Below are 12,829 nucleotides of genomic sequence, written 5' to 3'. Positions count from 1 at the left end.
TTGCAAGGAGAAAATCGGATGCTTGTCGCTGCCGCCAAGGCGCTATCGCAAATTCTTTCACCGCCGATGCGCAGCATCCTGTGGAAGTCGATCGGACTTGCCCTGGTTTTAATCACTGTCCTGGCAATCGGCATGCAGCGGTTGTTGAACTGGGCTGCCACTTCGGGCGGCGTCTGGGCCGAAAGCACGATCGGGTCGGACTACCACACGATGATCAATGTGTTGTCCTGGACCTTGTCGATTGCCGCAGGTCTCGGCGTCGTCGCCGGCGCAATCTTTCTGATGCCGGCGATTACGTCACTGGTCGCCAGCGTGTTCGTCGATGATGTTGCCGATATCGTCGAGCGCGAGCACTATCCCGCGGAGCGGGTCGGCGTCGCATTGCCGTTCGGGCTCGCGATCACCGAAGGCGGCAAGACCGCGCTGCTGACCATCGCGGTCTATCTGATCGCGCTGCCCTTCGTATTCTTCGCCGGCATTGGTTTCGTTGTCTTCTTCATCGCCACAGCGTGGCTGCTCGGCCGCGAATATTTCGAACTGGCCGCCATGCGGTTCCGCTCGCCGGCGGACGCCAAGGCGATGCGCAAGCAGCATGCGGCGACGGTGTTCACCGCCGGGCTGTTCATCGCAGCCTTCGTCTCGATCCCGATCGTCAACCTGGCCACACCGCTGTTCGGCATGACCTTCATGGTCCATATGCACAAGCGATTGAGCGGACCACGACCGGAGTTGATCGAGCCGGGTCGCGTGACGAAGATGCCGGTCGCCTAGACCACCGTCTTCTCCGGCCACTGGCACAGATCGTTGATCAGACATACCTCGCAGCGCGGCTTGCGCGCGAGGCACGTATAGCGGCCGTGCAGGATGAGCCAATGATGGGCATGCAGCATGAACTCGTGCGGGATCACGCGCTCCAGCTCCAGCTCCACGTCGAGCACGTTCTTGCCCGGCGCCATGTTGGTGCGATTGCCGACGCGGAAGACATGGGTGTCCACAGCCATCGTGTGCTCGCCAAACGCCATGTTGAGCACGACATTGGCTGTCTTGCGCCCCGCCCCCGGTAACGACTCGATTTCGGCGCGGGTGCGCGGCACGACGCCGCCGAATTCGCGGATCAGTTTTTCCGACAGCGCGATGACGTTCTTCGCCTTGGTGCGGTAGAGTCCAATTGTCTTGATATAGTCCCGCACCGCCTCTTCGCCGAGATCAATCATTTTCTGCGGCGTATCGGCGATGGGAAACAGCGCGCGCGTCGCCTTGTTGACGCCGGCGTCAGTCGCCTGCGCGGACAACACCACTGCAACCAGCAATGTGTAGGGATTGAGATGTTCGAGCTCGCCCTTGGGCTCGGGATTAGCCTTGCGGAAGCGCGAGAAGGCTTCATGGACCTGGGCTTTGGTCCAAGGCTTCAACTTGATGGGTTTCAGCTTGATGGGCTTCGGCTTGGCGACCTTCTTCGCAGGCGCCTTTACCGCTTTCGCTACAACCTTCTTTGCAGGACTGGACTTTGCGCTGGCGGCGAGCTTGCGGGTGATTTTCGGCATCAAAGGGATATACTGAGGGACCATGACATCAGGCAACGACTTTGACGTCCCGCCGGAACCGATGCTGTTCAGCGCGCTGCTGCGTCCGCATCACGCGCTGGGTCGCAAGGGCTTCCTCGTGCTCATGGGTTTCATCAGCATGGTCTCGTTCGGCGCGGGGATGGCCTTCCTGTTGATGGGCGCATGGCCGGTGCTCGGCTTTTTCGGCCTCGACCTGCTGGCGATCTATATCGCCTTCAAGATCTACGACAGACGCGCCAGGGCCACCGAAGAGATCACGGTCACGCCGTCGGAAATCCGTGTGCGCCGGGTCAGCCCATCAGGCGACGTCGTGGAATGGGCATTCAATCCGCTCTGGGTGCAGATCGATCAGGTGTGCCACGCCGAATTCGGCATCGAGCAGCTTTTTCTGGTGTCGCGCGGCCGTCGGGTGTCGATCGCACGGTTCCTCGGCGCGGAGGAAAAGGCGAGCTTCATCAAAGCCTTGATGGAAGCGCTACAGGCCGCCAAACGCGGCCAGACCTATAATCCGGTGAGCTGATGATCAATCGGGAAACGGGTGGTTTGCGCACCGGGGCAGGCCTACATCGATATCATGATGAATCTTGCCAGAGACCTAGCGATGACTGAGCATCGCCCGATCAAGCCGGGCCAGCGCGACGCGGCCCTGCGCGATTACGATTCCGTGCGCCGTGCCATCGGCTTCATGCACTCGCAGTGGCGGGACCAGCCGAACATCGAGGCCGTGGCGGATGCCGCGAGCGTGACGCCGGACGAGTTGCATCACCTGTTCCGCCGCTGGGCGGGACTGACACCGAAAGCGTTCATGCAGGCGCTGACGCTCGACCACGCCAAGCACCTGCTGCGCGATTCCGCCAGCGTCCTCGACGCCGCGCTCGACTCAGGCCTTTCCGGCCCGGGCCGGCTGCACGATCTCTTCGTAACCCATGAAGCGATGTCACCCGGAGAATGGAAAACCGGCGGCGCCGGCATGGAGCTGCGTTATGGCTTCCATTCCTCGCCGTTCGGAACCGCCATCGTGATCGCCAGCGACCGCGGCCTTGCGGGTCTCGCTTTCTCCGATCCCGGCGACGAACAGCGCGCTTTCGCCGACATGAGCCGGCGCTGGCCGGCGGCCACATTGATTGAGGACACTCCCGGCACGGCCGGACTGGCGCAGCGCATCTTCGACAGCAAGCTGTGGCGCCCGGACCAGCCGCTGCGGGTGGTGTTGATCGGGACGGATTTCGAAGTCCGCGTCTGGGAAACGCTGCTGAAGATCCCGATGGGTCGTGCGGTCAGCTATTCGGATATCGCCTGCAAGATCGACAACCCGAAGGCCTCACGCGCCGTCGGCGCGGCCGTGGGCAAGAACCCGATTTCCTTCGTGGTGCCGTGCCATCGCGCGCTCGGTAAATCCGGCGCGCTGACGGGTTATCATTGGGGCATTACACGGAAGCAGGCCATGATCGGCTGGGAAGCCGGACAGGTGGGAGCGAATTAGCAGCAATGGGCCGCAGTTTCCTGCGACCCATTGGACTGAACGACTAAGACGCTTCCTTCAGCACGGGCGCTGAGGATTCGTCGGTCTTCATTTCTTCAAGGCTGCGGTTCCGTGGCTCAATGCCGAACGCCCACACCGTGATGATCTGCAGCACCAGCAATCCGATCATCAGCGCCATTACGCCTGCAACGCCGCGCGCCTCGAACAGGGTCACCACCAAGAACGGCGTCACGATGGTTGCGCCGCGCCCCAGCGTGTTGACGATCCCCGACGCCCGCAAGCGCACTTCGGTGGGGAATAGTTCGGGGATATAGATGCCGAACAGCAACGCAACCAGCACATAGATCGGGATTGTGAGCGCGAAACCGACCGCTGGCAGCAGAAGCGGATCGGAAATCATCGGATAGATGATGCCCAACACCACCGCGATCAGCGACGAACCGATGATGGTCGGCTTGCGGCCCCAACGGTCGGCCGTCAGCGCGCCGATGGCCGAGCCGACCGGAGCACCCAGCGCCATCAGCAGCGAGTAACTGAACGACGTGGCGACACTCAATCCCTGTTTGATGAAGAACACCGGCAGCCAGGTCACGAAGCCATACAGCAATGTGTTGATGGTGATCAGGCAGATCGAACCGACGATCATACGCGACAGCAGTGGGGGCGCGAATAGCGACGACAGCTGGCCGGACGCCTGCAAGGTCGGGACCGTGGTCACCGGCGGCAGCGGCTTGCCTTGGGCGGCCTCACTCTCGATCTTCTGCATGAGCGCCTCTGCCTCCTCGCGGCGGCCGACGGCCTCGAGCCAGCGCGGCGACTCCGGCAGGTTCTTGCGCATGTACCAGACCACCAGCGCACCGATGCCGCCGAGTACGAACATGGCGCGCCATCCGAACATCGGCACCACGAACGAGGCCACCAGTAGCGCTACCGGCAGACCACTGACGACGCAGACGGCCATCAGCCCCAGATACTTGCCGCGCGAACGCGCGGGAACGAACTCGGTCATCGTCGAGTAGCCGACCACGTTTTCGGCACCGAGTCCGAGGCCCATCACGAAGCGGCACAGGATCAGGATGGTCATGTTTGGTGCGAATGCCGCCGCAAGCGATGCCACGCCGAACAGCAACAGATTGAACTGATAGGAGAAGCGACGGCCGTAGCGATCGCCGAGAAAGCCGGTACCGAACGAGCCGAGCATCATTCCGAAGAACGTCGCCGAAATGAACAGCGCGTTCTCCGCGAGTGTCGAGAAGCCGCTCTTGAGCGTCACGCCCAGCACTGTTCCCGCGATATAGATGTCAAAGCCGTCGAAGAACATTCCAATCCCGATCAACGTCATGATGCGGTAGTGGAACGGTCCGATCGGCAGCCGGTCCAACCGGCCGCCCGCATTTACTGATGTCGGCATCGTCGTCTCTCCCTGTTTGTTTCCATATCGATTAGCGCCGTCCCTCTGTGGGGGATCTGTTGGCGATCGCTTTGCTCTAGTTCAGTCGCTTCTGCCCCGCCGTGTCGCGATACCAGTCGAACGGGCCATCGCCCGTCGCCACCATCACGCTCTTGGTGTTGAAGTGATCATCGAAGCTTTCGGTGCCGCATTCACGGCCGATGCCACTGTCGTCCACGCCGCCCCAGGGCGATGCAGGATCGAGGCGATGATGATCATTGATCCAGACGATCCCCGCCTTGACGCGGCCAGCGACGCGATGCGCGCGCGCGACATCACGGGTGCGAATGGCCGCTGCAAGCCCGAACGGGGAATCATTGGCCAGACGCAACGCATCGGCCTCGTCCTTGAACGGCGTGACAGAGGTGAACGGACCGAACACCTCTTCCTGGAAGATGCGCATGTCCGACCGAACATCCGCGAACACCGTGGGCTCCACGAAGAACCCGTTTTCGTGACCGGCTATCTTTGCCGCAACGCCACCAGCGACCAGCCGGGCGCCATCCTCGTGACCGAAACGTGCATAGGACAGCACGCGGTCACGCTGGCGCGCCGAGATCACCGGGCCGAGCTGCGTGTTGGGATCGAACGGATCGCCGATACGGATAGACTTCGTCTTGGCCTGCAGCTTCGCTACGAACTCGTCGTAGACCGAGGCCTGCACGATATGCCTGGAAGCGCAGACGCAAGTCTGGCCGGCACCGATGAAGGCGCCGAAAGCGGCGTAATTGACCGCCTGATCGACATCGAAATCATCGAACACCATGACAGGCGTCTTGCCGCCGAGCTCCATGGTCTGATGCGCGAACACTTTCGCCGCGGATGATCCAGCGATGCGTCCCGCTTCAGTGCCACCGGTCAGCACCAGCTTGTTGATGTCAGGGTGTTCGGACAGCATCTTGCCGGCGCTCGGGCCGTAGCCGAGCACGATATTAAATACGCCCGGCGGCAGACCGGCTTCGGTGAAGATCTGCGCGAGCTTCAACGTGGTCAGGGGCGTATATTCCGACGGCTTGACGACGGTGACGCAACCGGTGGCCAGAACCGCAGCCAGCGACTTGCACAGGATCATCAGCGGATGATTGAACGGCGTACAGTTCGCCACGATCCCGATCGGCGTGCGCAGCGTATAGTTGAGATACGCGCCTTCAACCGGAATGACGGAATCGCGCCGCGCCAGGGCGACGCCCGCGAAGTAGCGGAAGAAGTCCGGGAGGCGCGAGAGCTGCGCACGTGTCTCGTTGACTGGACGGCCGTTGTTCAACGTTTCCAGCCGATATAGCGTGTCTAGGTTGGCCTCGAACGCATCGGCGAGCTTATTGATCAGGCGCGCACGGGCACGTGTATCCATGCCACCCCAGGCGCGCCCTTCGAACGCCGCACGCGCGCTCTTCATGGCATGATCGATATCGACTGCGGTCGAATTGGGAATTCGCGCGATGACGTCGCCCGTGGCCGGGTTGCGCACATCGATCATCTCGCCGTTGCCGGCCTCGACTTCGCGGCCGTCTACGAAGTTGCCGTGAATCTCGACATCGATGGAGCCGGTTTTGGCTGGAATGTTCATAGATCTCTCCCTTCGACAATGATCGCGTTACGCGCCAGGGCAGGCAGCACGCGCTTTTCTGTTTTCTCGATGTGGGCCTTGATGATGCGCGCCGCGCCGCGCTGGTCGCGGCGCTGCATGGCGTCGATCAGGCTGACGTGCTCACCCACGAGCTGCATGTGATCGCGGCCCTTGACGTTGGCGATGCTGACGCGCACCAGCCGGTCGGCCTGTTCGATCAGATCGCGCGCGGCCGACGCCATGCGCCGGTTGCCAGACGCCTGTGCCAGCGCGATGTGGAAGGCGCGGTTATAATCGATGAAATCTTCCGCCGAGCCGTCGAACGACCTGTACTGGTCCAATCCGCGCAGGATGTTGTCCGAGGCGTGCTCGATCGCTTCCGACACACAGGCCGGCTCGACCGCATAGCGAAACCGCAACAGGTCCCGGGCGTCCGAGATCGAGATCGGATTGACCCGATAACCCTGGCGCGGCTGCACCGTCACGAGATGCTCGCGCTCCAGCCGCAGCAAAGCCTCACGTACGGGCTGGCGGCTGACCGCATAGCGCTCCGCCAGCTCCTGCTCCCGCATATCATCGCCTGGTAGAAAGCGACACATCAGGATATCAGACCTGAGACTATTGTAGACATTATCTCGAAGAAGCACGGATATTTCCTCTGATTCTCCGACGAAGATGCATCTCGTGAAATATCACGTCAAGTCAGATTTGCGCGATCGGGGACTTGCTTTTAGGCTCCGGTCCGGGACACAACAGGATAGGCGGATGCGACAGCCGATCAGGCTGCGGGCTGCAAGCTTTTGACGGGAGAGGCAAAAATGGCAGATCGGCGCTTGGCAAACGGCACCGTCAATGCAGCGCAATTCGGCGAAGGACCGGCCATCGTGCTGCTTCACTCGCTGCTGTCTGACCGGGCAAGCTTCGACAGCATCGTGCCCTCGCTGGCCAAGAGCCACCGTGTCATCGTTCCCGAATTGCCGGGTTTTGGGGGATCAGACACCGTAAGCGGCGGACTGGCCGTGGTGGCGGACCGCGTGGCGGAGGCCGTCAGGGACTGCGGCGACGGCGCGGACACGATCGTGCTCGGTAACGGCTATGGCGGTTTCGTTGCCTTGCAGATGGCGATCCGCCATCCCGGCATCGCAGGCCGTCTGGTTCTCGCCGATTGCGGCGCTGCGTTTTCCGAACCCGGTCGTGAGGCGTTCCGCAACATGGCGACGGCCGCATCGACCAAGGGATTGCCGGCGGTTACCGATGTCGCGATGCGACGTTTGTTCGCTGCCGAATTTCAGGAGCAGAACCCGGAGCTGATGCGCGATCGACGCGAGGCCTTTTTGCGCACGGATCCCAAGGTGTTTCAGAGTGCCTGCGAGTCCCTGGCGACGCTGGACCTGCGCCCCGAGATCGGGACCGTCAAAGTGCCGGTGCTGGTGCTGGTCGGCGAGCACGATGAAGCGACGCCACCACCGATGTCCAGAGAGCTTGCTGCCGGACTACCTGATGCACGGCTGATCGTGCTTCCGGGCTGCGCGCATGTCCCGCAATTGCAGAAGCCGGACGTCTTTCTCGATGCGATCTCGGATTTCGTGTCGGTTGCGATGGCGCGCTAGCCGCGCCACGCAACCGAGCGCGTCGATCAACCCGCCAGATCGAGTTTCGACGCCACCGTCGCATCGGCATTGAGCCGATAGATCACCGGCACGCCGGTTGCGAGTTCGCGGGCGAGAATGCCTTCCGGCGTCAGCTTCTCCAGCACCATGATCAGGGCACGCAGCGAATTGCCGTGGGCCGCTACCAGCGTGCGTTCGCCGCGCAGCACGCAGGGCAGGATTTCCTGCACGAAATACGGCAGCGTGCGCGCCAGCGTATCCTTCAGGCTCTCGCCACCGGGCGGCGGCACGTCATAGGAACGACGCCAGACATGGACCTGCTCCTCGCCCCATTTGGCGCGGGCGTCGTCCTTATTAAGGCCGGAGAGATCACCGTAATCGCGCTCGTTCAGCGCCAGATGTTTCGTGATCGGCAGGCCGGTCTGGCCCATCTCTTCCAGTGCGAGATTGAGCGTGTGCTGCGCGCGGGTCAGCGCCGAGGTGAACGCGACATCGAAGGTCAGCCCCTGCGCCTTCAGCTTGCGGCCGGCTGCCTTGGCCTCTGCGACGCCCTTCTCGGTGAGATCAGGATCTTTCCAGCCGGTGAAAAGGTTCTTCAGATTCCATTCGCTCTGTCCATGACGGACGAGGACGAGAAGACGTTCGTTCATCGAGAATTCCGTTTCGTTCTTCTTACATTTCACCAAGGCCGAGCACGTCAGCCATCGAGTACAAACCTGGCTTTTTTCCATGCGCCCACATCGCCGCCTTCAGCGCACCATGGGCGAAGATCATGCGATCCTCGGCCTTGTGCGACAGCTCGATGCGTTCATGGGGACCGGCGAAGATCACCGTATGATCGCCAGCGACAGTACCGCCGCGCAACGAGGCAAAGCCGATATCGCCGGTTTTGCGCGCGCCGGTGAGCCCGTCGCGGCCACGCGCCGAATGTTGCTCGAGCGGAATCTTGCGACCCTCGGCAGCAGCCTGACCCAGCATGAAAGCTGTGCCCGAGGGCGCGTCGATCTTGGCCTTGTGATGCATCTCCAGCACTTCGATGTCGAAGCCGTCATCGAGCGACTGCGCAACGCGCTTCACCAACGCGGCGAGCAGATTGACGCCGAGGCTCATATTGCCCGACTGCACGACGATGGCCTGACCGGTCACGCTCTTGATCACCGCGTTGTCCGACGACGACAGGCCGGTGGTGCCGATCACGTGAACGAGGCCGCGCTGGGCTGCGATCGCAACATTGGCGATGGTCGCCGCAGGCACCGTGAAATCAAGAATACCATCGGCATCCTTCGACAGCGTCCAGAGGTCGGCCGAGAGTTTGACGCCGTTCTCGGGCAGGCCGGCGAGCACGCCGGCATCCTGTCCGAGCAGCTCCGAGCCGGGCGCCTCGAGCGCACCGGAAACGACAGCGCCGGGGGTTTCGGAGATGGTGCGGATCAGCGCGCGGCCCATTCGGCCGCCGGCGCCAGCAACGATCAGTCTCATATCGGACATTGAACGATCCTCAGTATCTCAAGGCGGTATAGCGGCGCGTTGCCACGGCGGCAACACGCCCACGGTACCTAAAGTCCTTAGATACCAATCAGATCAAACACATGCTTAAGGCCCTGCCGCTCAAGGCTGCGGACCGTCATACCCCTCGATGATCACGAGATCGCTCTCGCCGTGCGGGCTGCGCATCGCGACCAACCGCTGGTATTCCGGCGAATTGTAACAGGCTAGCGCGGTCGCGTAGTCCTTGAATTCGAGCACAACATTGCGCGAGCGCGACGTGCCTTCCTTGGCCTCGAACTGACCACCCCGCACCAGGAATTTGGCCCCGAATTTATTGAAGACCGGGCCGTTCTCGGCCACGTATTGCTTGTAGCCGTCCATATTGTGCACGTCGACGCGTGCAATCCAGTAAGCCTTGGCCATCTGTCTCTCTCCCTGTCCCGTTCTTACTTGTTCGCCAGTGCCTGCGTAATTTCGGCGACGATCGCCTCGGCCGCAGCCTTCGGATCAGCAGCTTCCATTACCGGACGGCCGACCACCAGATAGTCCGAACCTTCGGCAATCGCACGTGCCGGGGTCATGATCCGCTTCTGATCGCCCACGTCACTGCCCGCAGGGCGCACACCGGGCGTGACCAGACACATCTCAGGCTTGATATGCTTGCGCAGGTTCGCCGCCTCTTCCGGTGAGCAGACGAGGCCATCGATACCGAGCGCCTGCGCCTGCTGCGCGCGCACGGCGACGAGATCGCTGACACCGAGTTGATAGCCCGCGGCCTTCAGATCCTCGTTGTCGTACGAGGTCAGCACTGTCACCGCGAGGATCTTTAGGCCGGAGCCCTTGCTGGCATTGGCCGCCGCCTGCATGGTCTGCGGATACCCATGCACGGTGAGGAAGGTCGCGCCGAGCTTCGCCACGCTTTCCACACCGCGCGCGACGGTGTTGCCGATGTCGTGCATCTTCAGATCGGCGAACACCTTCTTTCCGGTATCGGCGAGCTTGCGCACCAGCGGCAGACCACCAGCATAGCCGAGCTGATAGCCGATCTTGTAGAACGTCACGCTGTCGCCAAGCCGCGCGATCATCGCTTCGGCAGCGTCAACATCCGGCAAATCGAGCGCGACGATCAGGCGGTCGCGGGGATCAATGGTCTGCAACGTCATCTCGTCTCACTTCATCTGCTGCGCGACATCGATAAGCTGGCGCACCATCGCCGTCATCGCATCCTTGTCGGCGGCGTGTTTCAGCCGGTCCATATCGTCATAGGCCTCACCGGCGAACGCCAGCGTGAGCTGGTTCGGGATCACCATCGCGCGACACGCCGACAGCACCAGCCGCAAGGCCTGCAAACAACGCGCACCGCCAAGCCGCCCATTCGAAGCCGCCGCAATCGCAAACGGCCGCTCGCGAAACACCTGGCCCTTGCTCTCATGCGTGTCTTCCACGCGCGAGATCCAGTCGATCGTATTCTTCACCAGCGGCGGCAGCGACGCGTTGTATTCAGGCGTCACGATCAGCACACCATGATGCGCCGATATCATACGCTTCAGATCGAGCGCATGTTTCGGTACGCCGGAATTGCTCTCAAGGTCGCCGTCATAGATCGGCAGCGGAAAGTCGCCGAGCGAAATCCTGGTGGCATCGACATCGGCGCGAACCAGCGCGTCAATGGCGACAGCCGCGAGTTTCGCATTCAGCGACCCTGTGCGCAGCGAGCCTGGAATAACGAGGATCTTGATCGCAGCCATGATTCCGATCGTCGGGGCGAAGCCACCGCGCGATCGCGGCCGGCACTAGCGTTTGCGATACACCCAGACGCGCGCCGGCGGAAGGTTCATCCAGATCCGCTCGGAGGCCTCTGTGGACACGCCGGGCAGCGATTTGGGGATCGGCGGCGCCACCGAATAGGTGAACTGCACGAAGGGCGCGTTCGGCGACATCGCCGCGAAGGCATCGCGGATTAGCTTGAGGCGCGTCAGCATCGGCTTGGTGACCAGCGGCAGGCCGGAGACGACGGCGGAGGCGGGCTCTTTCAGCACATCCCACAGGGTATCGCGCAATGTGTAGGCGTCGCCCTGAACGATCGTCGCCTGCGGGTAGCGCTCACGCAGCAGTGCGCAAAAGGTGGGATTGAATTCGACGAGCACCAGACGTTTCTGGTCCACCCCGTGCGCAACCAGCGCAGAGGTGATCGCGCCGGTGCCGGGTCCAAGTTCGATGACCGGACCGATCGCATCATTGTCGACATATTGCGCCATCGTGCGGGCAAGAGCTTTGCCCGACGGCATCACGGCACCCATATGCAGCGGCTTATCGATCCACGAACGGAGGAAGCGAACCTCGTCGTCGAGACGGAGCGGCTTCTTCAACGTACGCGCGGACGAGTGCAGAGGCATGTCGCTTCCAGGCAGACCGCGGAACGTGCGGAACGTCAGAATTTCGTCATAAAGAGGTATAGGCAACAATAGAAACGGTCAAGCTTCCAACGTCAGGAGCCTGTCCGCGTTCCGAAGAAGTCCTTGACCTTAGTGAAGAAACCCGCGGCTTCAGGTTGCGTTGCACCCGAAGACAGTTTCTCGAATTCGGCCAGCAGCTCCTGCTGCTTTTTCGTCAGGTTCTGCGGCGTTTCCACGACGACCTGGACATACATGTCGCCGGTCTGGCGCGAGCGCAGCACCGGCATGCCCTTCGACGAAACGCGGAAGCGGCGCCCGGACTGGGTGCCCGAGGGAACCTTGACCTTGTTGCGTCCGCCTTCGATGGTTGGCACTTCGAATTCACCGCCCAGCGCCGCGGTCACCATCGAGATCGGCACGCGGCAATGCAGGTCCGCGCCATCGCGCTGGAAGAAGTCGTGCGAGGCCAGCGACAGGAAAATATAGAGATCGCCCGACGGACCACCGCGCGCGCCGGCTTCGCCTTCATTGGCAAGACGAATGCGGGTGCCGTCCTCGACGCCCGCCGGAATGTTGACCGAGAGCGTGCGCTCACGCTCGACGCGGCCGGCGCCGGAGCAGCTCGGGCACGGATCCTCGATCATCTGACCCCGGCCCTGACAGCTCGGGCAGGTCCTTTCCAGCGTGAAGAAGCCCTGGGCCTGACGGACGCGGCCGGCACCGCCGCAGGTCGAACAGGCCTTCGGCTTGGTTCCTGCCTTGGCGCCGGTGCCGGAGCAGGCTTCGCAGGTCACCGCGACCGGAATCTCGATCTGTGCGGTCTTGCCGGAGTAAGCCTCCTCCAGCGTGATTTCCATGTTGTAGCGAAGATCTGCCCCGCGCTCGCGGCCGCCGCTGCGGCCACCGCCGCGCTGTCCAGCCATGCCGAACAGGTCTTCGAAAATGTCGGAGAAGGAGGAGGCGAAGCCGGATCCAAAGCCCGGACCACCGCCGCCACCATTGCCCTGTTCGAAGGCCGCATGGCCATAACGGTCATAGGCCGCGCGCTTGTCGCCGTCCTTGAGGACGTCGTAGGCCTCGGCAATTTCCTTGAACTTCACTTCAGCGGCGGCATCGCCTGGATTCTTGTCCGGATGCCATTTCATCGCAAGCTTGCGAAACGACGTCTTCAGGGTCGCATCATTCGCGCCGCGCTCGACTTCCAACGTCTCGTAATAACATTGCTTGGTGGACATCAGTCAGATCCGCCCGAAATTGGTCCTCATCCCGA

At 62.2% G+C, this 12,829-nt stretch carries 15 protein-coding genes; 4 read left to right on the top strand and 11 right to left on the bottom strand.

Translation table 11 applies throughout. The features are described 5' to 3' along the window. Positions 1 to 18: 18 nt before the first annotated feature. A complete protein-coding gene (locus AB7783_RS23355) occupies positions 19 to 771 on the top strand; it encodes a sulfate transporter family protein (RefSeq protein WP_441278911.1) in 753 nt (250 codons plus the stop codon). On the opposite strand, the gene nth is transcribed toward AB7783_RS23355, so the two are convergent. Next, positions 768 to 1,544, bottom strand: coding sequence for an endonuclease III (nth, locus tag AB7783_RS23350; protein ID WP_441278910.1), 777 nt, complete (start codon positions 1,542 to 1,544; stop codon positions 768 to 770). The two genes, AB7783_RS23355 and nth, sit on opposite strands and share 4 nt — an antisense overlap. A gap of 22 nt (positions 1,545 to 1,566) precedes the next feature. Here nth and AB7783_RS23345 point away from each other — a divergent pair, with 22 nt between their 5' ends. Beyond that, the gene (locus AB7783_RS23345; protein WP_441278909.1) at positions 1,567 to 2,085 is read left to right on the top strand and encodes a DUF2244 domain-containing protein; all 519 of its coding nucleotides are present in this window, start codon (positions 1,567 to 1,569) and stop codon (positions 2,083 to 2,085) included. A gap of 81 nt (positions 2,086 to 2,166) precedes the next feature. Next, a complete protein-coding gene (locus AB7783_RS23340) occupies positions 2,167 to 3,048 on the top strand; it encodes a methylated-DNA--[protein]-cysteine S-methyltransferase (protein ID WP_441278908.1) in 882 nt (293 codons plus the stop codon). 43 nt (positions 3,049 to 3,091) lie between these two features. Here AB7783_RS23340 and AB7783_RS23335 read toward each other — a convergent pair whose 3' ends face one another. The 3 genes from AB7783_RS23335 to AB7783_RS23325 form a co-directional block, all read right to left on the bottom strand. Beyond that, positions 3,092 to 4,459: an MFS transporter gene (locus tag AB7783_RS23335; RefSeq protein WP_441278907.1), complete on the bottom strand. Its 1,368-nt coding sequence runs from the start codon at positions 4,457 to 4,459 to the stop codon at positions 3,092 to 3,094. A gap of 76 nt (positions 4,460 to 4,535) precedes the next feature. Continuing rightward, entirely contained in the window at positions 4,536 to 6,065 is a 1,530-nt protein-coding gene (locus tag AB7783_RS23330; RefSeq protein WP_441278906.1) for an aldehyde dehydrogenase, read from the bottom strand. Beyond that, positions 6,062 to 6,712, bottom strand: a complete 651-nt coding sequence (locus tag AB7783_RS23325) for a GntR family transcriptional regulator (protein ID WP_320446131.1) — start codon at positions 6,710 to 6,712, stop codon at positions 6,062 to 6,064. The genes AB7783_RS23330 and AB7783_RS23325 overlap by 4 nt, the downstream gene beginning before the upstream one ends. Positions 6,713 to 6,883: 171 nt before the next feature. Here AB7783_RS23325 and AB7783_RS23320 point away from each other — a divergent pair, with 171 nt between their 5' ends. After that, a complete protein-coding gene (locus tag AB7783_RS23320) occupies positions 6,884 to 7,675 on the top strand; it encodes an alpha/beta fold hydrolase (RefSeq protein WP_441278905.1) in 792 nt (263 codons plus the stop codon). A gap of 26 nt (positions 7,676 to 7,701) precedes the next feature. Here the strand turns inward: AB7783_RS23320 and AB7783_RS23315 are convergent, their stop codons facing one another. From AB7783_RS23315 to dnaJ, 7 genes are all read right to left on the bottom strand, one after another. Next, complete coding sequence (locus AB7783_RS23315) at positions 7,702 to 8,325, bottom strand: 2,3-bisphosphoglycerate-dependent phosphoglycerate mutase (protein WP_441278904.1); 624 nt, start codon at positions 8,323 to 8,325, stop codon at positions 7,702 to 7,704. Between the two features lie 22 nt (positions 8,326 to 8,347). Continuing rightward, entirely contained in the window at positions 8,348 to 9,163 is an 816-nt protein-coding gene (dapB, locus tag AB7783_RS23310) for a 4-hydroxy-tetrahydrodipicolinate reductase (protein ID WP_089263057.1), read from the bottom strand. A gap of 120 nt (positions 9,164 to 9,283) precedes the next feature. Next, positions 9,284 to 9,586, bottom strand: coding sequence for a DUF1330 domain-containing protein (locus AB7783_RS23305; RefSeq protein ID WP_068730266.1), 303 nt, complete (start codon positions 9,584 to 9,586; stop codon positions 9,284 to 9,286). Between the two features lie 23 nt (positions 9,587 to 9,609). Then, positions 9,610 to 10,326, bottom strand: coding sequence for an orotidine-5'-phosphate decarboxylase (pyrF, locus tag AB7783_RS23300; protein WP_441278903.1), 717 nt, complete (start codon positions 10,324 to 10,326; stop codon positions 9,610 to 9,612). Between the two features lie 6 nt (positions 10,327 to 10,332). After that, positions 10,333 to 10,911 (bottom strand): NADPH-dependent FMN reductase, encoded by a 579-nt coding sequence (locus AB7783_RS23295; protein WP_093757831.1) that lies wholly within the window; start codon positions 10,909 to 10,911, stop codon positions 10,333 to 10,335. 45 nt (positions 10,912 to 10,956) lie between these two features. Next, complete coding sequence (locus tag AB7783_RS23290) at positions 10,957 to 11,559, bottom strand: class I SAM-dependent methyltransferase (RefSeq protein ID WP_441278902.1); 603 nt, start codon at positions 11,557 to 11,559, stop codon at positions 10,957 to 10,959. Between the two features lie 92 nt (positions 11,560 to 11,651). Beyond that, positions 11,652 to 12,794: a molecular chaperone DnaJ gene (gene dnaJ, locus AB7783_RS23285; protein ID WP_092140889.1), complete on the bottom strand. Its 1,143-nt coding sequence runs from the start codon at positions 12,792 to 12,794 to the stop codon at positions 11,652 to 11,654. Positions 12,795 to 12,829: the final 35 nt, after the last annotated feature.

The organism is Tardiphaga sp. 172_B4_N1_3, from assembly GCF_052076035.1.
Taxonomy (GTDB): domain Bacteria; phylum Pseudomonadota; class Alphaproteobacteria; order Rhizobiales; family Xanthobacteraceae; genus Tardiphaga; species Tardiphaga robiniae.
Note: the sequence above shows the minus strand (reverse complement) of the source record. Positions and strands in the feature narration are given on the sequence as shown.